We start from the raw sequence: 21,518 nt of genomic DNA, 5'->3' as shown, positions 1-21,518 counted from the left end.
GAGCACAGGTGCGCACGCTGGTACTCGGCGGCATCAGGTCGGGCAAATCCAGGTGGGCGGAGGACGCGATCACAACCGCACTGCAACCGGGTGACCCGGTCCGCTATCTGGCCGCCGGGCCGGTCGACTCAACCGACCCGGATTGGCTGCGTCGGATTACCGGCCACCGCGACCGTCGTCCGGGACACTGGGTGACCGTGGAAACCGACGACGTGGCCGGCGAGTTGCGGCAGGTCCCTGGCATTCCGACGCTGGTGGACGACCTCGGCACCTGGCTTACCGCCACACTGGACCGGCACGGTTGGGCGGACGGGTCGGCGGCTGCCGCCGTCGAGCAGCTGGCGTCCGCAATCGGCGCGTTCGAGTCGACACTGATGCTGGTCAGCCCGGAGGTGGGGCTGACGGTGGTGCCGGCCACCGCGTCCGCGCGCCGCTTCGCCGACGAGCTGGGCAGCCTCAATCAGCAGGTGGCGGCGCTGTGCGAACGAGTGGTGTTGGTGGTTGCCGGGCAGACCCTGTCGATCAAGGGGCCGGCGTGATCGGGTTCGCACCGGTGTCGCCACCCGACCCAAGCGCCGCGGCGGCTGCCCGCGCCCGGCAGGATTCTTTGACCAAACCGCGCGGCGCGCTGGGCCGGCTGGAGGACCTGTCGGTATGGGTCGCGTCATGCCAGGGCCAGTGCCCCCCGCGACAGTTCGAACGGGCCCGGGTCGTGGTGTTCGCCGGCGACCACGGCGTCGCGCGATCCGGGATCTCGGCTTACCCGCCGGAGGTGACCGCGCAGATGGTCGCCAACATCGAGCGCGGCGGGGCCGCCATCAACACGCTGGCCGAAATCGCCGGTGCCACGGTGCGCGTGGTCGATCTGGCCGTGGATTGTGAGCAGCCGTTGCTGGCGCCCTCGGAGATACTCAGCGACAAAGTGCGGCGCGGCAGCGGTGACATCGCCGTCGAAGACGCCCTGACCGATGACGAGACCGCCCGGGCCATCGCCTCCGGCCAACAGATCGCTGACGACGAAGTCGACGCAGGCGCCGATCTGCTGATCGCCGGCGACATGGGCATCGGCAACACCACCCCGGCCGCGGTGCTGGTCGCGGCGCTGACCGACACCGAACCCGTCGCTGTCGTCGGCTTCGGTACCGGGATCGACGACGCCGCTTGGGCGCGCAAGACGGCCGCGGTGCGCGACGCCCTGTTCCGTGCTCGCCCGGTCAAGGACGACCCGGTTGCGCTGCTGCGCACCTGCGGTGGCGCGGACTTCGCCGCAATGGCCGGCTTCTGCGCGCAGGCCGCGATCCGACGCACCCCGGTGCTACTGGACGGCATGGCGGTGACGGCCGCCGCCCTGGTGGCCGAGCGGTTGGCCCCCGGTGCCCGGCAGTGGTGGCAGGCCGGTCATCGATCGACCGAGCCCGGTCACTCGTTGGCCCTGACGGCACTCGACTTGACGCCGATCCTCGAGCTACGGATGCGATTGGGCGAGGGCACCGGCGCCGCGGTGGCCTTGCCGGTGTTGCGCGCAGCCGTGGCGACACTGGCCTCGATGGCAACGTTCACCGAGGCGGGAGTCACCGGACCGGCGACGTGATCCGTTCACTGGCAACGGCTTTCGCATTCGGGACGGTGCTGCCCGTCCCGGCCGTCGGCCGAATGGGCCGCGGTGCGATGGCGGCACTGCCCGTGGTCGGCCTCGCGCTTGGCGCGCTGACCGCCGCCACGGCGTGGGGCGCGGCCCAGGCGTTCGGCAGCGGGCACCCGTTGTCCGGGATGCTCGCCGTAACGGTGCTGCTGGTGGCGACCCGCGGGCTGCACATCGATGGAGTGGCGGATACCGCGGACGGACTGGGCTGCTACGGGCCGCCGCAGCGTGCGCTGGCGGTGATGCGCGACGGGTCGGCCGGCCCGTTCGGGGTGGCGGCCGTCGTCCTGGTGATCGTCTTGCAGGGGCTGGCCTTTTCGTCGCTGAGCAGCGCGGCGATCGTGGTGTCCGTCGCCGCCGGCCGCGTCACCGCGGTGCTGGCCTGTCGGCGTTCGGTGCGGGCGGCCGAAGGCAGCGCGCTGGGCGTTCAGGTGGCGGGGACGCAGCCGCTCGCGGTGGTGCTGGCCTGGTCGGTGGTCCTGCTGGGTGGTGCCGCGCTGGCCGGGCCGCGGTTATGGCAGGGCCCGGTGGCGGTGCTGCTGGCGCTGGCGGCTGGGGCGGTTTTGGTCGCGCATTGTGCGCGCCGGTTCGGCGGCATCACCGGTGACGTGCTGGGCGCGGCGATCGAACTGACGACGACGGTCAGCGCGGTCGCGTTAGCCGCCTTTGTGCGTCTGTGACGCGCCGAGGGTGAAGCTGGCTTCACGCTCGCGTTCGAGGGTGAAGCCAGCTTCACGCTCGACGGTGTGACTAGCCGAGTCTCGACATCCAGCCGTGGGTGTCCACGAAGGTACCGCGCTGGATACCGGTGAGCGTGTCCCGCAACGCCATGGTCACCTCGCCGGGGTTGCCGTCGGCGATGCAGAATTCGTCCTCGCCGTACTTGACCCGGGCGACCGGGGTGATGACGGCCGCGGTGCCGCAGGCGAACACTTCGGTGATCTCCCCGGACGCGGCCTTCTTCTCCCATTCCTCGATGTCGATCTTGCGTTCCTCGACGCTGAACCCGGCATCGATCGCCAACTGCAGCAACGAATCCCGGGTAATGCCTGGCAACAGTGAACCGGACAACTCCGGCGTGACCAGGCGCGCGGAGCCGCCGCTGCCGAGCACGAAGAACAGGTTCATCCCGCCCATCTCTTCGACGAACCGGCGTTCGACACCGTCCAGCCACACCACCTGGTCGCAGCCGTGTTCGGCGGCCTCGGCCTGGGCCAGCAGCGACGCGGCGTAATTACCGCCGAACTTGGCCGCCCCGGTTCCGCCCGGGCTGGCCCGGACGTATTCGGTGGAGATCCAGACGGTGACCGGGCTGATGCCGCCCTTGAAGTAGGCCCCGGCGGGCGACCCGATCAACAGGTAGCGGTACTCCTTGGCCGGGCGCACACCCAGGCCGGGCTCGGTGGCGATGATGAACGGCCGCAGATACAGCGCCTCCTCACCACCGGCTTTGGGCACCCAAGCCTTGTCAACCGCGATGAGCTGTCGCAGCGATTCGATGAACAACTCCTCCGGCAACTCCGGGATCGCCAGCCGCCGCGCTGAGGAACGCAGCCTGGCGGCGTTGGCGTCGGCGCGGAACGACACGATCGAGCCGTCAGCCCATCGATAGGCCTTCAGTCCCTCGAACACTTCCTGCGCGTAGTGCAGCACGATCGCCGACGGGTCCAATTCGATTGGCCCGTAGCCGATCACCCGCGCGTTGTGCCATCCCTGACCGTCGACATAGTCGATCGACACCATGTGGTCTGTGTGGTACTTCCCGAATCCGGGGTCCGCCAGGATCGCTACCCGCTCGGCCTCGGTCGCCGGGTTAACCGCAGGCGAAACCGTGAACTCGAGTGGGCCGCTGGTCATGGCGCTGATTCTATATCCGGGCAGCAACGGCTTTTTGTCATGCGAGCGCGCCGGTCAGCGGGTTTTCACCTCGACGAAAGGTGGCCGGACCACTTCGCATGCGACCGGGCGACCCCGTACGTCGACGGTGAGCTGCTGCCCGTCCTCGACCCCGGCGTCGGTGTCGATCAGCGCCAAGGCGATGCCCAGCTGCAACGTCGGCGAAAACGTTCCGGACGTGGTGGTCCCGACCGTGCGCTCGCCGTCGAGCACCGTCAGACCTGGGCGCAGCACCCCGCGGCCGATCATGCGCAGGCCCCGCAACAGTCGCCTCGGACCGGCCTCCTTCTCGGCCAGCAGGGCGTCCCGACCGAAGAACGCGTCCTTTTTCCAGCCGATCGCCCAGCCACACCTTGCCTGCAGGGGTGAGATATCCAGGGACAGTTCGTGCCCGTGCAGCGGGTAGCCCATCTCGGTGCGCAGCGTGTCGCGCGCGCCCAGACCCGCGGGCTGACCGCCGGCGTCGGCGACCGCGACCACCAGCGCGTCGAACACGGTCCCCGCGGTGTCCCACGGCGGGAGTAGTTCGTACCCGTGCTCGCCGGTGTACCCGGTACGGCAGACCCGCACCGGCACACCCGAATACGTCGCGTCGGCGTAGCCCATGTAGTCCATGTCGGTCGGCAGGCCCAGGGCGGCCAGGACGTCGGTCGAACGGGGCCCCTGCACGGCCAGCACCGCGTACTCGCGATGCAAATCGGTGATGGTGAGGTCGGACCCCGAACCGGCTTCAGCGGCGGCCTGTAACGCTGCGACCACGGAGGCGGTGTTGGCGGCGTTGGGCACCAGGAAGATTTCGTCGTCGTCAACGTAATAGGCGATCAGGTCATCGATGACACCGCCGGATTCGGTGCAGCACAACGTGTATTGCGCCTTGCCCGGACCGATCCGGGCCAAGTCGTTGGTCAGCGCGGCGTTGACGAACTGCGCCGCCCCCGGGCCGCGGACCAGCGCCTTGCCCAAATGGCTCACGTCGAACAAACCGACGGCGGTGCGGGTGGCGTTGTGCTCGCTGACCGTTCCCGCGTAGGACACCGGCATCAGCCAGCCGCCGAACTCGGCGAAACTCGCGCCCAGCTCCCGATGTCGGTCTTCCAACGGTCCGGTCAACAGCTCTGGGGCTCCGGTCACGGCGTCTCACCCTAATCGAACGATGCTGGCACACTTGACCAGGTGTCCGACTCGCTGGACTATGACGCGCTGGAGGCCGCCGGCATCGCCAATCCGCGGGAGCGGGCCGACCTGATCAAATATCTCGACGACCTCGGGTTCACGGTCGAGGACATGGTCGAAGCCGAGCAGCGGGGCCGGCTGTTCGGGCTGGCCGGGGATGTCCTGCAGTGGTCAGGACGACCGATCTACACCCTGGCGACGGCGGCCGAACAAGTTGGATTGTCAGCAGACGAGGTGGCGCACGCCTGGGCGTTGTTGGGCCTGACGGTGGCGGGCTCCGACATTCCCGCCTTGAGCCAGGCGGACGTGGATGCGCTCCAGACGTGGGTTGCGCTCAAAGGCGTGGTCGGCGAAGACGGCGCTTTCGGGCTGCTGCGGGTGCTCGGCGCGACTATGGCCCGGCTCGCCGAGGCCGAGTCGACGCTGATCCGGGCCGGTTCACCGGACATCCAGATGACCTACACCCACGACGAACTGGCCACCGCGCAGGCATACCGCGCGGTCGCCGAATTCGTTCCGCGCCTCGGGGCCCTGATCGACATCGTGCATCGGCATCACCTGACCAGTGCCCGAACCCACTTCGAGGGCGTCATCAGGGACACCTCCGCAAGCGTGGTGTGCGGGATCGGGTTCGCCGACCTGTCCAGCTTCACGGTGCTGACCCAGACGCTGACCCCCAACGAGTTGCAGGAACTGCTCAACGAATTCGGCGCCACCGTGTCCGACGTGGTGCACGCGAACGGGGGCAGGGTGGTGAAGTTCATCGGCGATGCGGTGATGTGGGTGAGTTCGTCCGCCCAGCGGCTCGCGCAGGCGGCCGTCGATCTTGTCGAGCACCCGCGGGCGCGGCAGGAGGGCCTGCAGGTGCGGGCCGGACTCGCGCACGGCACGGCGCTGGCCATCAACGGGGACTACTTCGGCAACCCGGTCAATCTGGCGGCGCGGCTGGTGGCCGCGGCGGGACCGGCGCAGATCCTGGCGGATTCGGCGCTACGGGAGCAGTTGCCGGACTGGCCGGCGCTACCGCATGCGCCGTTGACACTCAAAGGTTTTGACCACCCGGTGGCCGCTTTCGAACTGCTCGGCAGCGCAGCGGACACAACGCCGCCTGACTGACCCGACTAGGGTGATTTCCCGTGACTCACTACAACGCCCCTGCCGTCACGGTTGCTTCTACGCTGCCCAAGCGCGGCGTGTCCGCGGCGGTGCTGCTGGTGCCGGTCGTCTCGGCCGGCGACGCCGATTCAAACAGCGCCGAGTCCGGCGCCACCGTCGCCGCCGCCGAGGCGTTTCTGCCGGCAGACGCGGTGGCCGAGATCGAGGCCGGGCTGCGAGCCCTCGACGCCAAGGGCAGCTCCGAGCAGGTGCACCGCCTGGTGGTGTCGTCCCTGCCGGTGGCCAGCGTGCTGACGGTCGGCCTGGGTAAGTCACGTTACGAATGGCCGGCTGATGTGGTGCGTCGGGCTGCCGGTGTCGCGGCGCGCTCGTTGGGCAGCACCGAGGCGGTAATCACCACGATGGGCGAGCTACCCGGCGAGGGCATCATCGAAGCCGTCACCGAGGGGCTGGTCCTGGGCAGCTACCGGTTCAGCGCCTTCCGCAGCGCCAAGACCGCGCCCAAAGATTCCGGGCTGCGCAAGATCACCCTGCTCTCGAGCGCCAAGGACGCCAAGAAGCAGGCCGCGCACGGGGCAGCCGTGGCCACCGCCGTGGCCACCGCACGGGATTTCGTCAATACTCCCCCCAGTCACCTCTTCCCCGCCGAATTCGCCAAGCGGGCAAAGGAATTGGGTGATACGGCAGGCCTCGAGGTGGAGGTGCTGGACGAGAAGGCCCTGAAGAAAGCCGGGTACGGCGGCATCATCGGCGTCGGTCAGGGCTCGTCACGCCCGCCGCGGCTGGTGCGGTTGACCCATCGCGGATCCCGACTGGCCAGGAACGCCAAGCAGGCGAAGAAGGTCGCCCTCGTCGGCAAGGGTGTCACCTTCGACACCGGCGGTATTTCGATCAAGCCGGCCGCCGGAATGCACCACATGACCTCTGACATGGGCGGGGCGGCCGCGGTGATCGCCACCGTGGCGCTGGCCGCACAGCTGGAACTGCCGATCGACGTGATCGCGACGGTACCGATGGCCGAAAACATGCCATCGGCCACGGCGCAGCGGCCTGGCGACGTGTTGACCCAGTACGGCGGCATCACCGTCGAGGTGCAGAACACCGACGCCGAAGGACGTCTCATCCTGGCCGACGCGATCGTGCGGGCCTGCGAGGACAGCCCGGACTACCTGATCGAGACGTCCACCCTGACCGGCGCGCAGACCGTGGCGCTGGGTGCTCGCATCCCCGGAGTGATGGGCAGCGAGAACTTCCGCGACCGCGTCGCGGAGATTTCGCAGCGGGTGGGCGAGAACGGCTGGCCGATGCCGCTGCCCGACGAACTCAAGGACGACCTCAAGTCCACGGTGGCCGACCTGTCCAACATCAGCGGGCAACGTTTCGCCGGCATGTTGGTGGCCGGGGTGTTCCTGCGGGAATTCGTCGCCGATCCGGTGGAGTGGGCGCACATCGACGTGGCCGGGCCGGCCTACAACACCGGCAGCCCGTGGGGCGCGACGCCGAAGGGCGCCACCGGCGTGCCCACCCGCACCATGATCGCGGTCCTCGAGGACATCGTCGCGAACGGCTGAGCGGCGGCCCCGGACAGTGCAACCGCTACTGCCGAACGTGAATTTGACGACGGGACACGCCGCGACGGCGTCGTAGAGTTCACACTCGCGGGCTGCACTGTCACTTCGTAGAGTTCACACTCGCGGGCTGCAGTGTTACTTCGTGAGCAGCGAGAACACCGCACGCCTCACCTTCCGCCGCGGCCAGCCGGTCACCCCGTCAGCCGCAAGGGCGGCGTGCCCCGCGTTGCGCCCGCACGCACCGTGCACCGAGCCCCCCGGTGTCGCCGACGCGCCCCCCAGATAGAGCCGTTCCACCGGTGTGGCCGCCGTGCCCATGCCGGGTGCGGGACGAAAGATCAGCATCTGCTGCAACTGCGCGGTCCCGGCGTTGAGCGCGCCCCGATGCAGGTTTGCATTGCTGGCTTCCAGGTCCGACGGCCGCTGCAGGAACCGGCTGAGCACTCGCGACCCGAAGCCCGGAGCATGCTCCTCGATGACGCGGTCCATCGAAGCGCCGAGCTCCTCCGCCGAAGCGTCGTCGTCGATACTGCGCGGCAGATGTGTGTAGGCCCAGACACTTTCGGTGCCCTCGGGGGATCTGGTCGGATCCGCCGTGGTGGTCTGGCCCAACAGCATGAAAGGGCTCCTGGGCAGCACCCTGGTGTTCACATCCGCCATCCACCGGACCAGACCATGCCCGTCGGCCCCGAGATGAACCGTCCCCACCTCGTGCAGGCTTTGCGCGCGCCACGGGATCCGGCCGTCGAGTGCGTAATTGACCTTCACCACCGGCGGGTCCCAGATGTAGTGCTCGAGGTCGCTGCGCAGCCCCGCCGGAATCGCTTCCGCGGGCAGCATTTCGAGGAACAGCCGTGGTGCCGCCACATCGGCCACGATGGCCCGCCGCGCCCGCACCGTCCGCCCCTGGCTCGTGCTGACCGCGACCGCCCGGCCACCCCGCACTTCGATGCCGGTCACGTTCTGACCGCATTCGATCTGCGCCCCCGCCGAGCGAGCACGATTGACCAGGGCCGCGGTGAGCTGTCCCGCCCCGCCAACGGGTACCGGCCAGCCGCAGTCCTGGCCCAGCATCGTCATCAGGAACCCCATCACCCCGCTCAGCGGCGCGTCCGGCGGCACGTCGGCGTGCATCGCGTTGCCCAGCAACAAGACTCGCGGCGCGTCACCGGAGAACAGCCGATCCGCCATGGTGTTCGCCGGCTGCACGAGCAGATTCGCCAGCCGGATCGCCTCGGACGTACCGAGTTTGTGCAGTAATTGCAGCAACGGGCGCACCGGCGGGAACGGCGCCAGCATCGCTTGCAGCAGCGGTGATTTGATCTTCTCCCAGAGATCCACTACCCGCCACCAGTTGTCACCGTCGTCGGGGTGGCGACGCTCGAACTCCGCGGCCGTGCGGCCCGGGTCGTGGTACAGGATCGGCGGATCGTCATCGGTGGCGCTGCGCGGATGTCCCACCACCGCCGGTGCGTGCGACCAGCGCAGCCCGTGGTCCTGCAACGCCAGCTCCGACATCGCCGGTGAGGCGATCGTCATCGGATAGAACGAGCTGAACAGGTCGGTGATGTAACCAGGCGTCAACTCCGCGCTGCGCACGGCGCCACCGGGCTCGGGCTGCGCTTCCAGCACCAGCACATCCCAGCCGGCATCGGCCAGCAACGACGCGGCAACCAGGCCGTTATGTCCGGCGCCGATCACCACCGCGTCGGCGACATCCGGCACGGCTACTGCGCTTCGGCTGGGTGACGACCCTTGGCCAGCGCCTCCAACCGCCACAGGCACTCACGGTTGCGGGGGTAGACCGCCGCCAAGGCCAGCCGGTCCGGCATCAGTTTGATCGGGCCCTCGACGGGCACCTCGATCATCTCGATCCGGCACCCGTCGGCAATCTCGTGGAGACGCAACGTGATCCGGGCGGCGCCCAACACACTCAGGCGTGCTTGCAGAACCAACTCCTTGCCGGGCGTGCAGCTTTCGACGAGCGTCTCGTCATTGATCACCAGGGGCCAGACGCCGATGGAGTGCTGAATCGAAGCGCCGGGTTCCGGCCAGTTGTCATCCACCGCACGGGTACGACTGTTGCCGACCACCCACTGTGCGTAGGTCCATCCGTTGGCAATCACGTCCCAGACGTCCTGGCAGGATGACGACACATCCCGGGTCGCGATCAGAGCTTCCGTCGCTGTCATGTGGATCCTTTCGGCTTGGTCACCCCAGCGGGGTACCCGCGCCGCGCCGAAATAGTGCTCCACCGCGCCGGGTTCCCGCGCCGGGAGGTGTGCTGGTTTAGCGGCGTAGTTCGACGGCTAAACCAAGAGCCGACGGCAATCACTCTCCCGAAAGGCCGGATGATGACGGTGCGACGGTTGATTCTCGCAGTAGGTGCGGTGCTTCTGCTGGCCGGCGTGATCGGACTGCTGGTGCCGGTAAAGGTGTCCAACAGCAACGGCGGCACTATTAGCTGTGGCAACGGGATTGTCAGCGACCTGTCGGGCGCTCGGTCGGCCAACAACGGGAGCGTCGCCAGCATCCCGGTTCTCAACGAGATCGTCCCGCACACCGACTACGTCGCCGTGTGCGAGTCTTCGCTGTCCAGTCGGCGTGCGTGGGCGATCCCGCTGGCCGTGATCGGCCTGGTCGCGATCGCCGGGTCGCTGCTGGTACAGCGGAACCGGGGCGCGCCGGCGGGCGTCTAAACGACCCCGGACCTCAAATGACCCGCGCGCGGGCGGTGCTGCGCAGCGCCTGGGGCAGCAACCTGGAAACGCCGTACAAAGCGTAGGCCTCGAACGTGACGGGCCGGATCGGCTTGTTCTTCTTGATCGCCGACACGATCGCGGTGGCGACCTTGTCCGGACCGTAGCGCCGGATCGCGAACATTCGCTCCAGCTGCCCGCGCCGTCCGTCGACCTGTTCACTGTCGACCTGGGTGTCGAAGCGGGTGGTGCTGACGATGTTGGTGTTGATCACGCCCGGGCAGATCGTGGTCAAACCCACGTCGGCGGCGTCCAGTTCGGCCCGGAGACAGTCGGAGAACATGAACGTGGCCGCCTTTGAGGTGCAGTAGGCGTTCAGCGATTGCAGCGGTGCGTAGGCGGCCATCGAGGACACGTTGACGATGTGTCCGCCGGTGCCCCGCTCGACCAGCCTGCGTCCGAATGCACGGCAGCCGTTGACGACCCCGCCGAGGTTGACGTCGAGCACCCGGTCGAACTGCTCTGCCGGAGTGTCCAGGAAGCCACCGGCCTGACCGATGCCGGCGTTGTTGACCACGATGTCTGGGACGCCGTGTTCGGCGCTGATGCGATCGGCGAACGCTTCGACTGCGTCGCTGTCGGATACATCCAGCACGTAGGGGTGCGCGACGCCGCCGCGCGCGGTGATCTCGGCGGCCGTCTCCTTGACGGTGGCCTCGTCGATGTCGCTGACCACCAGCTCGGCGCCCTCGCGCGCGAACGCATACGCGGTTTCGCGGCCGATTCCGCTGCCCGCCCCGGTGATCGCGACCAGGGTGTCACCGAAGTAGTCGCGTGGGCGGCCTACCTGGGCCCGAAGTAACGCCCGGCTGGGCGGCTGGCCCTCGGTCAGGTCGGCGAGTTCGTGGACGGCGGTGGCCATCACCTGCGGGTGCGACATCGGCGAGAAGTGACCGGCCTTGATGTCACGCCGCCACAGTCGGGGCACCCAGCGGGGGGTCTCGTCGTACCCGGCCGTTCGCACGTACTTGTCGCGCGTGTTGACGATCAGTTGCACCGGCACGTCGACGACGTGGACGCCTTGGCGGCGGAACTTGCCGGAGTAGGAACGCCAGTAGTTCGCGGGATACACCTTCACCGAGTTCGCGGCGTCGCTCGCGATGTTCGCGGAGTGCCGGATCTTTTCGACCGGAATGTTGTCGACGACGGATCGCCGCACCGCCGCACTGCGAAACGCCAGCCGGAGCAACAACGGCGCCAGCAGCGGAATCGAGAACAACGCCATGTAGCTCAACCGCACCGCCTGATCGAGCGCACCGGTGAAGTGCCGGAACCGCCAGGGGCGGCGCAGGCCTTCGAAGATGAAGTGAACCAGTTGATCGTGAGCGGGCCCGGACACCGACGTGAACGACGCGACCCGGTCGCTGGCTCCTGGTCGGCTCAGGTACTCCCACACTCCAACCGATCCCCAGTCGTGGGCCAGCACGTGGACGGGTTGCCCGGGGCTCAGCTCGCCGATGACGGCGGCGAAATCGTCGGCGAAACGCGCCATCGCGTAGGCAGCGACCGGCTTGGGTGTCGACGACAATCCCACACCGCGGTTGTCGTAGCGAAGGACCCGAAACCGTTGCGCCAGCTGCGGAACCACCCCGTCCCACAGCACGTGGGAGTCCGGCCACCCGTGCACCAGGACCACGGTGGGGCCGTCGCGGTTGCCCTCGTCGTATACCGCGATCCGAGCGCCGTCCGCACTGTCGACGAATTGCTGGGGTGCGTGCTGTGTTGCCGGCATCAAACCTCCGCTACCTGCGCCTTGTTGTCCCTGCCCGTGGCCACACCGTAGCAAGGGCTGAATGCAGGAGACTGATGACAGAGTGACAGGATAGTTTTGACATCTACGCGGGTTCCCCATCCGATTCACGACTGTGTGGTAAGCCAGAGGTCGACCTGCGCCGACCGACGACCGTTCGAGGAGTCAACAAAGATGGCCTTCTCCGTCCAGATGCCGGCACTCGGCGAGAGCGTCACCGAGGGAACGGTCACCCGCTGGCTCAAGCAGGAGGGCGACACGGTCGAGGTCGACGAGCCACTGGTCGAGGTCTCGACCGACAAGGTCGACACTGAAATCCCGTCGCCGGCCGCGGGCGTGCTGAGCAAGATCATCGCCCAGGAGGACGACACCGTCGAGGTGGGCGGCGAGCTCGCCATCATCGGCGGTGAAGAGGACGGCGACAGCGACAGCGACGGCGGCGATTCCGAAGAACCCGCCGAGAAGGAATCCGCGGCCGAGGCTGACGAGCCCGCTGACGAAGAGCCCGAAGAAGCCGAGGACGAACCCGAAGAAGAGTCCGAGCCGGAACCGGAACCGAAGCAGAAGAAGTCCGGGGGGTCGTCGGGCGGTGACGCGACGTCGGTGACCATGCCGGAGCTGGGTGAATCCGTCACCGAGGGCACGGTGACTCGATGGTTGAAGAAAGTCGGCGATTCGGTCCAGGTGGACGAGCCGCTGGTAGAGGTGTCCACCGACAAGGTCGACACCGAGATTCCGTCCCCGGTGGCCGGTGTCCTGGTCAGCATCACCGCTGAGGAAGACGACGTCGTCGAGGTCGGTGGTGAGCTGGCCAAGATTGGTGATGCCGATTCGAGCGGTTCTTCGGACGGCGAGGACGCGGAGACCGAGTCCAAATCCGAGGCCAAAGCTGAGGACAAGCCGGAACCCGAGCCGGAACCCGAACCCGAGCCCGAGCCCGAGCCGGAGCCGGAGCCGGAGCCGGAGCCGGAGGCTAAGGAAGAACCCAAGCCGGAGCCGAAGAAAGAGTCCAAGCCGGAACCCAAGCCCGAGCCCAAGCAGGAATCCAAGCCCGAGCCAAAACCCGAGCCCAAGCAGGATGCCAAGCCCGAGCCCGCCGGGGAATCGGACGGCGGCCCCTATGTGACGCCGCTGGTGCGAAAGCTGGCCGCGGAGCACAACATTGACCTCGCCGAGGTCAAAGGCACCGGCGTGGGCGGTCGCATCCGCAAACAGGATGTGCTCGCTCTCGCCGAAAAGAAGGCGGAGAAGCAGCAACCGTCGCAGGAGCCCGCCAAGGAGCCCGCGCAGGCGCCGGCGGCGAAAGCCTCCGCTGCTGCGCCGTCCTCGCTGGCGCATCTGCGCGGCACCACGCAGAAGGCCAACCGGATCCGGCAGATCACGGCCAAGAAAACCCGCGAATCCCTGCAGTTGACCGCGCAGCTGACGCAGACCCACGAGATCGACATGACCAAGATCGTGGCGTTGCGGGCCCGCGCCAAGACGGCGTTCGCCGAGCGCGAAGGCGTGAACCTGACCTTCCTGCCGTTCATCGCGCGGGCCGTCATCGATGCCCTCAAGGCGCACCCGAACGTCAACGCCAGCTACAACGAGGAAAGCAAGGAGATCACCTACTACGACGCCGAACACCTCGGGTTCGCCGTCGACACCGAACAGGGCCTGCTCTCCCCCGTCGTCCACAACGCCGGGGATCTGTCGCTGGCGGGTCTGGCTCGGGCGATCGCGGATATCGCCGCCCGCGCCCGGTCGAACAAGCTCAAGCCGGACGAGTTGTCCGGCGGGACCTTCACGATCACCAACATCGGCAGCCAGGGCGCACTGTTCGACACCCCGATCCTGGTGCCGCCGCAGGCCGCCATGTTGGGCACCGGGGCCATCGTCAAGCGGCCCCGGGTGATCGTCGACGACGCGGGCAACGAGTCGATCGGCGTCCGCTCGATCAGCTACTTCCCGCTGACCTACGACCACCGGCTGATCGACGGCGCAGATGCGGGTCGCTTCCTCACCACCATCAAGCATCGCCTCGAAGAGGGAGCCTTCGAGGCCGACTTGGGGCTGTAGGGCTGTGGCCAAAGCCGTTGTCGCCATAGCAGGTTCGTCCGGCTTGATCGGTTCCGCACTGATCGCGGCGTTGCGCGCGGCCGACCACGACGTGCTGCGGATCGTGCGTCGGGCCCCGGCGAATTCCGATGAGCTGCATTGGAATCCGGAAAGCGGCGAGTTCGATCCCGACGCGCTGGCCGGCGTTGACGTCGTGGTCAATCTGTGCGGTGTCAACATCGGGCAGCGCCGATGGTCGGGTGCGTTCAAGCAGATCCTGCGCGACAGTCGCATCGCGCCGACCGAGGTGCTGGCTGCCGCCGTCGCCGACGCGGGCGTCGGCACCCTGATCAACGCCAGCGCCGTGGGCTATTACGGCGACACCAGAGACCGGGTGGTCGACGAAAATGATTCGGCCGGAAGGGGTTTCCTGGCGCAGCTGTGCGTGGACTGGGAGGCCGCCACCCTGGCGGCCCAGTACGACGGCACCCGGGTGGTGCTGGCCCGCACCGGGATCGTGGTGGGTCCCTCAGGTGGTGCGCTGCGGATGATGCGTCCGGTGTTTTCGGTGGGACTGGGTGCCCGGCTCGGCAGCGGCCGCCAATACATGTCGTGGATCAGCCTTGAGGACGAGGTACGGGCGCTGCTGTTCGCGATCTCGCAACCAACGCTGTCCGGGCCCGTGAACATGACCGGCCCGGCGCCGGTCACCAACGCGGAGTTCACTACCGCATTGGGCCGGGCGCTGAACCGCCCGACGCCGCTGGCGGTGCCCGGGTTCGCGGTGCGCGCAGCCCTTGGCGAGTTCGCCGACGAGGGCCTGTTGACCGGACAGCGCGCCATCCCGACGGCGTTGGAACAAGCAGGTTTTAAGTTCCACCACAACACAATTGGTGAGGCGCTCGGTTACGCCACCGCCCGCCGCGAACGGGATTGACAGGTCTTCTCCAGCAGGGCCAAGTAGCCTGGCCGGTGTGACGGGCTCCATCCGATCCAGCACTGAGGCAGTCGACGTCCGCCAGTTGGGCAGTGTCGAGTACCTCGCTGCTTGGCAACTCCAGCGCGAGCTGTCCGATGCACGCGTCGCGGGCGGCCCGGACACGTTGCTGCTCTTGGAGCATCCGGCCGTGTACACCGCCGGCCGCCGCACCGACCCCCACGAACGGCCGGTGGATGGCACCCCGGTGGTCGACACCGACCGCGGCGGCAAGATCACCTGGCACGGCCCCGGGCAGCTGGTCGGTTATCCCATCGTCGGGCTGGCCCAACCCCTGGACGTGGTCAACTACGTGCGCCGCCTCGAGGAAGCCTTGATCAGGGTCTGCGCCGAGCTGGGTCTGGAAGCAGGCCGGGTCGACGGACGGTCGGGGGTCTGGGTGCCGGGCCGCCCGGCTCGCAAGGTCGCCGCGATCGGCGTGCGGGTCGCGCGCTCGACGACGTTGCACGGCTTCGCCCTCAACTGCGACTGCGAACTGGACTCCTTCGACACCATCATCCCGTGCGGGATCAGCGACGCCGGGGTCACGTCGCTGACGGCCGAACTGCGCCGGCCGGTGACCGTCGCCGAGGTCAGGACAGCGGTCGCCGACGCCGTTTGTGACGCACTCGACGGTCTGCTGCCGGTCCGGGAACACCCGACCACCCGCGTAGCATCGACGACGTGACTGTCGTACCCGAAGGACGCAAACTGTTGCGCCTCGAGGTGCGCAACGCGCAGACGCCGATCGAGCGCAAGCCCTCGTGGATCAAGACGCGTGCCCGGATGGGGCCCGAGTACACCGAGCTGAAGAACCTGGTCCGGCGCGAAGGGTTGCACACGGTTTGCGAGGAGGCCGGCTGCCCCAACATCTTCGAATGCTGGGAGGACCGCGAGGCCACCTTCCTGATCGGCGGCGACCAGTGCACGCGTCGTTGCGACTTCTGCCAGATCGACACCGGTAAGCCCGCCGAACTGGACCGTGACGAGCCGCGCCGGGTGGCCGAAAGCGTGCAGGCCATGGGTCTGCGGTACGCCACCGTCACCGGCGTCGCCCGCGACGACCTGCCTGACGGTGGTGCCTGGCTGTACGCCGAGACGGTGCGCGCCATCAAGGAACTCAACCCTGCCACCGGTGTCGAGCTGTTGATCCCGGACTTCCAAGGCCAGCCCCAGCAGCTCGCCGAAGTCTTTGAATCCCGCCCAGAAGTATTGGCGCACAACGTCGAAACCGTGCCCCGCATCTTCAAGCGGATCCGCCCGGCCTTCACCTACCAGCGCAGCCTGGACGTGCTCACCGCGGCGCGTGCGGCCGGCTTGGTCACCAAGAGCAACCTCATTCTCGGGCTTGGCGAGACCCCGGACGAGGTCCGCACCGCGCTGGGCGATCTGCACGCCGCCGGTTGCGACATCGTCACCATCACCCAATACCTCCGGCCTTCGGTGCGCCACCACCCGGTGGAACGCTGGGTGACTCCCGAAGAGTTCGTGGAGTTCGCGCAATACGCCGAGGGCGTGGGCTTCGCCGGGGTGCTGGCCGGGCCGTTGGTTCGGTCCTCGTACCGCGCTGGCCGGCTGTACCAGCAAGCCCGAGCCGCCCGCACGTCGCCGCAAGCCTGACCCTCTCAGGTCAGTACACCTAGGGGTCACCCGGCGCAACTGCGCATACGTATCCTTGGTGACTATGGCGAAATCCCGATCTGCTGCGGAGAACAAGGCCGCCAAGGCCGAAGCGACAGCCGCTCGCAAAGCCGCAGCCAAGGAGCGTCGCAGTCAGCTGTGGCAGGCGTTCAACATGCAGCGCAAGCAGGACAAACGCCTGCTGCCGTACATGATCGGCGCCTTCGTGCTGATCGCGGGCGCCGCGGTGGCATTCGGCATCTGGGCCGGCGGGCTGACCATGGTCATGATGATCCCGATCGGCCTGATGCTCGGCGCATTGGTGGCGTTCATCATCTTCGGCCGACGGGCCCAGCGCAGCATCTATCGCCAGGCCGAAGGCCAGACCGGCGCCGCAGCATGGGTGCTGGACAACATGCGCGGCAAGTGGCGGGTGACTCCGGGGGTGGCCGCAACCGGCCACTTCGACGCGGTGCACCGGGTCATTGGCCGGCCCGGCGTCATTTTGGTCGGCGAAGGCTCAGCGGGGCGCGTCAAACCGCTGCTGGCCCAGGAGAAGAAGCGCACGGCGCGCATCGTCGGCGACGTCCCGATCTATGACGTCATCGTGGGCAACGGCGAGGGTGAGGTCGCCCTGGCCAAGCTGGAACGGCATCTGACCCGCCTCCCGTCCAACATCACAGCCAAGCAGATGGATGCGCTGGAATCGCGGCTGGCCGCGCTGGGCACGCGGGCCGGCGCCGCGATGATGCCCAAGGGGCCGCTGCCGAATGCCGGCAAGATGCGCGGCGTGCAACGCACCGTGCGCCGCAAATAGCGGCCGCGATAATGCGGGACCGCCAAGCGATCCGAGGAGGAGCGGCGCAGTCGGGCGCGGCCGCGACAATGCGGACCGCGAAGCGATCCGAGGAGGAGCGGCGCAGTCGGGCGCGGCCGCGACAATGCGGACCGCGAAGCGGTCCGAGGAGGAGCGGCGCAGTCGGGCGCGCGCGGACCTAACGTCGCAGTACCGCGGTTTTGGTCAGCCGATCCTGCAGCCCCCGCCCGTCGGCGTCGGTGAACAGCGCCGGCACCAACAGGAAGATCAGCAGGTTGCGGCCCAACGCACGTCCGATGCCGATCGGGAGCCGGCCATCCACGGCGGCCACTTGAAGACCCAGTGCCAGCTGTCCGGGCGTCACGCCGAACAGGCGCACCGAGAGCGCGCCCAACGCCACCCAGATGAGTAACTGCAGCGTCGACAACACACTGTCGGAGACCGCCCCGAAAGTTAACAGCAGCAACGCCAGGCCGGCGGCGATCAGCCAGTCGATGAACAGCGCACCGAGTCGGCGGCCCATCCGCGCCAGCGAACCCGACCCGGATTCTGGGAGGCCGAGCGCCTCGCCCGGATAACCGGTCGGCGATTCCGGCGTCATCGAACTCGTCCGGCGACTCGGAGCCGCGGGCCGTGGGACAGCCCGTACCAAGACGGCCGGACACCAGCTACGATCTTGCGGGCCATGACCTTCACAATAGGGGCGGCGCGCAGCCGAGTCCTGTTGTGAGAGCGTGGTGCGTAACCTCTGCGCAACACGGCGTTGACTGACGTGCAACAACTGCTCCCTAGCGTCGGCCACGTTCACTAGTAAAGGAGCCTTCTGTGACGGATAAGACGCCCGACGACGTCTTTAAACTTGCCAAAGATGAAAACGTCGAGTTTGTCGACGTCCGTTTCTGCGACCTGCCCGGAATCATGCAGCACTTCACGATTCCGATGTCGTTCTTCGACGAAAGCGTGTTCGACGAGGGCCTGGCTTTCGACGGCTCGTCGATTCGTGGTTTCCAGTCCATCCACGAGTCCGACATGCTGCTGTTGCCGGACCCCGCGACCGCGAAGATCGACCAGTTCCGCGAAGCCAAGACGCTGAACCTGAACTTCTTCGTGCATGACCCGTTCACCCTCGAGCCCTACTCGCGCGACCCGCGCAACGTCGCCCGCAAGGCCGAGAACTACTTGATCAGCACCGGCATCGCCGATACGGCCTACTTCGGCGCCGAAGCCGAGTTCTACATCTTCGACTCGGTCGCGTTCGATTCGCGCACCAACGGGTCGTTCTACGAGGTCGACGCCATCTCGGGCTGGTGGAACACCGGATCGCCCAACGAACTCGACGGCAGCCCCAACCGCGGGTACAAGGTCCGTCCCAAGGGCGGCTACTTCCCGGTGGCGCCGGTCGACCACTACGTCGACCTGCGCGACAAGATGCTGACGAACCTGATCAACGCCGGCTTCAGCCTGGAGAAGGGCCACCACGAGGTGGGTACCGGTGGCCAGGCCGAGATCAACTACAAGTACAACACGCTGTTGCACGCGGCCGATGACATGCAGCTCTACAAGTACATCGTGAAGAACACCGCCTGGGTCAACGGCAAGACGGTCACCTTCATGCCCAAGCCGCTGTTCGGCGACAACGGTTCGGGTATGCACACCCACCAGTCGCTGTGGAAGGACGGCAACCCGCTGATGTACGACGAGACCGGCTACGCCGGCCTGTCGGACACGGCCCGTCACTACATCGGCGGCCTGCTGCACCACGCACCGTCGCTGCTGGCCTTCACCAACCCCACGGTGAACTCCTACAAGCGGCTGGTTCCCGGCTACGAGGCGCCGATCAACCTGGTGTACAGCCAGCGCAACCGCTCGGCGTGTGTGCGGATCCCGATCACGGGCAGCAACCCGAAGGCCAAGCGGTTGGAGTTCCGTTGCCCCGACGCGTCGGGCAACCCGTACCTGGCGTTCTCGGCGATGCTGATGGCCGGCCTGGACGGCATTCGCAACAAGATCGAGCCGCAGGCGCCGGTGGACAAGGACCTCTACGAGCTGCCGCCGGAGGAGGCTGCGAACATTCCGCAGGCCCCCACCCAGCTGTCGGCAGTGATCGACCGCCTGGAAGCTGACCACGAATACCTCACTGAGGGCGGCGTTTTCACGCCTGACCTGATCGAGACGTGGATCAACTACAAGCGCGAAAACGAGATCCTGCCAGTGCAGATCAGGCCGCACCCGTACGAGTTCGCGCTGTACTACGACGTTTAAACGACGTCTAAACGACGTCTAGGCCTTGCGAGCAAGTGCAATAAAGCACCCGGCACGCCAGCGTGCCGGGTGCTTTTGCGTCTGCTCGTGGCGATAGCCAAGCTGCGCACCGTTGGGCGGTTTGGAAGTGCCGATCTCCGGCTATGTGAGTGACGACCAGTATCAGCATCCGTTCGCGTCTGTGCCGATGCGGTCGATGCCGTTCAGTTGCGCGAACAGACGCAAAAGCTGCCGCACGCTCGGTGTGTTGGGTGCCTTTGCGTCTGCCGCCCGAACCCAGTGCGGGAGCGAGACGAAGCGATGACCGCGAGCCAACCCATCGCACCGGAAGTGGCGACGGCTCACATTCCGTATCTGTGGACGCAGCCGCGTTCGCCCAGCGGCGAAGCGAACCCCTTGGTCGCCGGCGCCACCATTGCCAGCGGCCGGATTCGGATGCTGCTGTTCTACGGCGAGGCGCAGCACCTGCAGTTCTGGCAGGCAGCCGACACAATGACCGGGCAGCATCTGGCGATCACGGTCGTCGACCCCGAGAACGCATTGCCCGCGGCGACCGTCGACGAGATCCTGTCGCGGACCGCGAGTCTGCGCGGTATCGACTCGCCTTATCTCGCGACGGTGATCGACGTCGGCCGCGACTACTGCGGCGGCGTGGTCGTTTCGCAGTGGATTCGCGGTGCCACTTTGAAAGAAGTGGCCAATACCGGGCCGTCACCGATCGGCGTCGCGGATGCGGTGTTGTCCCTGGCGGAGGCCGCCGAGGCGGCCCACCGCGCTGGGTCGGCGTTGTCGATCGACCATCCCGCCCGGATCCGCATCAGCGTGGACCGACGCGCGGTGCTGGCATTTCCGGCGACGATGCCGGATGCCACGCCGCGCAATGACCTCCGCGGCATCGGTGCGGTGATGTACGCGTTGCTGGTCAACCGCTGGCCATTGCACAACGAGGCGGTGCGCAAGGATTGGCGCTCGGTCGAGGTCGACGCGCAAGGCCGGATCGAGGAGCCTTCGGTACTCGATCCGCGGGTTCCGTTTCTGGTGTCGGCCACCGCCGCAGCCCTGGTGCGCGATGGTGAAGGTATTCGCAGTGCGCAAACCGTCACGACGTTGCTGCGCCAGACCAGCGCCGAGGCCAAGGCCGCCGATCCCCAGGCGACTCGGGTGCTGCCCGCATTGCCGCCTGCCGGTCACTATGCCGCTTTCCGCAATTTCGGACCGGGCGAGCGGGCTGAATATGCCCGTCGCCAGTTGGTCAAGACGTGTCTTGGGGCTGGGGCCGCGGTAGTTCTCATCGTCTTGATCATGTTCGCCACCACCATCAGCCGAGTCGTCGGCGTCTTCGACACCGATGTAGCGATGCGCGGCGACAAACTCGGGCTTCAGACGACGTCACCGGCAAAGCCAAGTCCGTCACTGGTGGCGGCGGCGCCCGGCACAGTCAAGCCGGCCAAGATCTCGGTCTTCTCGCCCGGCGGTGCACCAGACAGCCCCGAGACGGCGGGTCTGGCGATCGACGGTGATCCCGCCACCGCGTGGTCGACCGACACCTACTTCGACCCGGAGCCGTTCCCGAAGTTCAAGGACGGCGTAGGGCTGCTGGTGCAGCTTCCGGAGCCCGCGACGCTCAGCGCGGTCACCATCGACCTCAACAGCACCGGCAGCGTGGTGCAAATCCGATCATCGCCGACCGCGACGCCCGGCAAGCTCGGCGACACCGCGGAACTCAGTCCGCCCACCGCGGTGCACCCCGGCCACAATGTGATCCCGGTAACCGCGTCAGCGCCAACCACATTCGCGCTGATCTGGATCAGCACCCTTGGCACTGCCGGTGGACGCAGCCATTCCGACATCGCCGAAGTCACCCTGCAGAACGCAGTGCAGATCCGTTGACTCGGC

At 67.5% G+C, this 21,518-nt stretch carries 19 protein-coding genes; 13 read left to right on the top strand and 6 right to left on the bottom strand.

Going from position 1 to position 21,518, the window contains the following annotated elements:
* Positions 1 to 8 precede the first annotated feature (8 nt).
* From A5636_RS07800 to A5636_RS07790, 3 genes are read left to right on the top strand one after another with little or no spacing between them, the layout of a single operon-like run.
* Positions 9 to 539 (top strand): bifunctional adenosylcobinamide kinase/adenosylcobinamide-phosphate guanylyltransferase, encoded by a 531-nt coding sequence (locus tag A5636_RS07800; RefSeq protein ID WP_065158109.1) that lies wholly within the window; start codon positions 9 to 11, stop codon positions 537 to 539.
* Entirely contained in the window at positions 536 to 1,591 is a 1,056-nt protein-coding gene (gene cobT / locus A5636_RS07795) for a nicotinate-nucleotide--dimethylbenzimidazole phosphoribosyltransferase (RefSeq protein WP_155763687.1), read from the top strand. Before A5636_RS07800 ends, cobT begins: the two co-directional genes overlap by 4 nt.
* Positions 1,588 to 2,322 (top strand): adenosylcobinamide-GDP ribazoletransferase, encoded by a 735-nt coding sequence (locus A5636_RS07790; protein WP_065158108.1) that lies wholly within the window; start codon positions 1,588 to 1,590, stop codon positions 2,320 to 2,322. The genes cobT and A5636_RS07790 overlap by 4 nt, the downstream gene beginning before the upstream one ends.
* A 70-nt stretch (positions 2,323 to 2,392) precedes the next feature.
* Here the strand turns inward: A5636_RS07790 and A5636_RS07785 are convergent, their stop codons facing one another.
* Both A5636_RS07785 and gcvT read right to left on the bottom strand, forming a co-directional pair.
* A complete protein-coding gene (locus tag A5636_RS07785) occupies positions 2,393 to 3,499 on the bottom strand; it encodes a branched-chain amino acid aminotransferase (protein WP_065158107.1) in 1,107 nt (368 codons plus the stop codon).
* A 54-nt stretch (positions 3,500 to 3,553) separates the two neighbouring features.
* The gene (gcvT, locus tag A5636_RS07780; protein ID WP_065158106.1) at positions 3,554 to 4,669 is read right to left on the bottom strand and encodes a glycine cleavage system aminomethyltransferase GcvT; all 1,116 of its coding nucleotides are present in this window, start codon (positions 4,667 to 4,669) and stop codon (positions 3,554 to 3,556) included.
* A 42-nt stretch (positions 4,670 to 4,711) separates the two neighbouring features.
* On the opposite strand from gcvT, the gene A5636_RS07775 reads away from it, so the two are divergent.
* Both A5636_RS07775 and A5636_RS07770 read left to right on the top strand, forming a co-directional pair.
* Positions 4,712 to 5,827: an adenylate/guanylate cyclase domain-containing protein gene (locus tag A5636_RS07775; RefSeq protein ID WP_065158105.1), complete on the top strand. Its 1,116-nt coding sequence runs from the start codon at positions 4,712 to 4,714 to the stop codon at positions 5,825 to 5,827.
* Positions 5,828 to 5,847: 20 nt separating this feature from the next.
* Positions 5,848 to 7,398, top strand: coding sequence for a leucyl aminopeptidase (locus tag A5636_RS07770; protein ID WP_065158104.1), 1,551 nt, complete (start codon positions 5,848 to 5,850; stop codon positions 7,396 to 7,398).
* Between the two features lie 135 nt (positions 7,399 to 7,533).
* On the opposite strand, the gene A5636_RS07765 is transcribed toward A5636_RS07770, so the two are convergent.
* Both A5636_RS07765 and A5636_RS07760 read right to left on the bottom strand, forming a co-directional pair.
* Positions 7,534 to 9,123 (bottom strand): phytoene desaturase family protein, encoded by a 1,590-nt coding sequence (locus tag A5636_RS07765; RefSeq protein WP_065158103.1) that lies wholly within the window; start codon positions 9,121 to 9,123, stop codon positions 7,534 to 7,536.
* Between the two features lie 2 nt (positions 9,124 to 9,125).
* Positions 9,126 to 9,590 (bottom strand): SRPBCC family protein, encoded by a 465-nt coding sequence (locus A5636_RS07760; RefSeq protein WP_065158126.1) that lies wholly within the window; start codon positions 9,588 to 9,590, stop codon positions 9,126 to 9,128.
* 162 nt (positions 9,591 to 9,752) lie between these two features.
* Here A5636_RS07760 and A5636_RS07755 point away from each other — a divergent pair, with 162 nt between their 5' ends.
* A complete protein-coding gene (locus A5636_RS07755; RefSeq protein ID WP_065158125.1) occupies positions 9,753 to 10,097 on the top strand; it encodes an aminopeptidase in 345 nt (114 codons plus the stop codon).
* A gap of 13 nt (positions 10,098 to 10,110) precedes the next feature.
* Here A5636_RS07755 and A5636_RS07750 read toward each other — a convergent pair whose 3' ends face one another.
* Positions 10,111 to 11,889: an SDR family oxidoreductase gene (locus A5636_RS07750; protein WP_065158102.1), complete on the bottom strand. Its 1,779-nt coding sequence runs from the start codon at positions 11,887 to 11,889 to the stop codon at positions 10,111 to 10,113.
* 192 nt (positions 11,890 to 12,081) lie between these two features.
* Between A5636_RS07750 and sucB the strand changes: the two genes are divergently transcribed.
* The 5 genes from sucB (at position 12,082) to A5636_RS07725 (ending at position 17,360) form a co-directional block, all read left to right on the top strand.
* Positions 12,082 to 13,968 carry a 2-oxoglutarate dehydrogenase, E2 component, dihydrolipoamide succinyltransferase gene (gene sucB / locus A5636_RS07745; protein ID WP_065158101.1) on the top strand — a complete coding sequence of 629 codons (1,887 nt, stop codon included), beginning with the start codon at positions 12,082 to 12,084 and terminating at the stop codon, positions 13,966 to 13,968.
* A gap of 4 nt (positions 13,969 to 13,972) precedes the next feature.
* A complete protein-coding gene (locus A5636_RS07740) occupies positions 13,973 to 14,884 on the top strand; it encodes a TIGR01777 family oxidoreductase (protein ID WP_065158100.1) in 912 nt (303 codons plus the stop codon).
* Between the two features lie 37 nt (positions 14,885 to 14,921).
* Positions 14,922 to 15,611 carry a lipoyl(octanoyl) transferase LipB gene (gene lipB, locus A5636_RS07735; RefSeq protein ID WP_065158099.1) on the top strand — a complete coding sequence of 230 codons (690 nt, stop codon included), beginning with the start codon at positions 14,922 to 14,924 and terminating at the stop codon, positions 15,609 to 15,611.
* Positions 15,608 to 16,543, top strand: coding sequence for a lipoyl synthase (gene lipA, locus A5636_RS07730; RefSeq protein ID WP_065158098.1), 936 nt, complete (start codon positions 15,608 to 15,610; stop codon positions 16,541 to 16,543). The genes lipB and lipA overlap by 4 nt, the downstream gene beginning before the upstream one ends.
* A gap of 64 nt (positions 16,544 to 16,607) precedes the next feature.
* Positions 16,608 to 17,360 carry a DUF4191 domain-containing protein gene (locus A5636_RS07725; protein ID WP_065158097.1) on the top strand — a complete coding sequence of 251 codons (753 nt, stop codon included), beginning with the start codon at positions 16,608 to 16,610 and terminating at the stop codon, positions 17,358 to 17,360.
* 178 nt (positions 17,361 to 17,538) lie between these two features.
* On the opposite strand, the gene A5636_RS07720 is transcribed toward A5636_RS07725, so the two are convergent.
* Positions 17,539 to 17,961 carry an RDD family protein gene (locus tag A5636_RS07720; protein ID WP_065158096.1) on the bottom strand — a complete coding sequence of 141 codons (423 nt, stop codon included), beginning with the start codon at positions 17,959 to 17,961 and terminating at the stop codon, positions 17,539 to 17,541.
* 224 nt (positions 17,962 to 18,185) lie between these two features.
* Here A5636_RS07720 and glnA point away from each other — a divergent pair, with 224 nt between their 5' ends.
* Both glnA and A5636_RS07710 read left to right on the top strand, forming a co-directional pair.
* Positions 18,186 to 19,622 carry a type I glutamate--ammonia ligase gene (gene glnA / locus A5636_RS07715; RefSeq protein ID WP_065158095.1) on the top strand — a complete coding sequence of 479 codons (1,437 nt, stop codon included), beginning with the start codon at positions 18,186 to 18,188 and terminating at the stop codon, positions 19,620 to 19,622.
* 300 nt (positions 19,623 to 19,922) lie between these two features.
* On the top strand, positions 19,923 to 21,512 hold the full coding sequence (locus A5636_RS07710) for a protein kinase family protein (RefSeq protein WP_065158094.1): 1,590 nt from the start codon (positions 19,923 to 19,925) through the stop codon (positions 21,510 to 21,512).
* Positions 21,513 to 21,518 lie beyond the last annotated feature (6 nt).

It is taken from the genome of Mycobacterium asiaticum, assembly GCF_001673315.1.
Lineage (GTDB): Bacteria > Actinomycetota > Actinomycetes > Mycobacteriales > Mycobacteriaceae > Mycobacterium > Mycobacterium asiaticum_B.
This window is presented reverse-complemented; position numbering and strand designations above follow the sequence as displayed.

Excerpts from the sequence above, each read along its gene's own strand:
- A5636_RS07785 (WP_065158107.1), bottom strand. The coding sequence starts at position 3,499 with ATGACCAGCGGCCCACTCGAGTTCACGGTTTCGCCTGCGGTTAACCCG.
- A5636_RS07760 (WP_065158126.1), bottom strand. The coding sequence starts at position 9,590 with ATGACAGCGACGGAAGCTCTGATCGCGACCCGGGATGTGTCGTCATCC.
- A5636_RS07755 (WP_065158125.1), top strand. The coding sequence starts at position 9,753 with ATGACGGTGCGACGGTTGATTCTCGCAGTAGGTGCGGTGCTTCTGCTG.
- A5636_RS07750 (WP_065158102.1), bottom strand. The coding sequence starts at position 11,889 with ATGCCGGCAACACAGCACGCACCCCAGCAATTCGTCGACAGTGCGGAC.
- sucB (WP_065158101.1), top strand. The coding sequence starts at position 12,082 with ATGGCCTTCTCCGTCCAGATGCCGGCACTCGGCGAGAGCGTCACCGAG.
- A5636_RS07725 (WP_065158097.1), top strand. The coding sequence starts at position 16,608 with ATGGCGAAATCCCGATCTGCTGCGGAGAACAAGGCCGCCAAGGCCGAA.
- A5636_RS07720 (WP_065158096.1), bottom strand. The coding sequence starts at position 17,961 with ATGACGCCGGAATCGCCGACCGGTTATCCGGGCGAGGCGCTCGGCCTC.
- A5636_RS07710 (WP_065158094.1), top strand. The coding sequence starts at position 19,923 with ATGACCGCGAGCCAACCCATCGCACCGGAAGTGGCGACGGCTCACATT.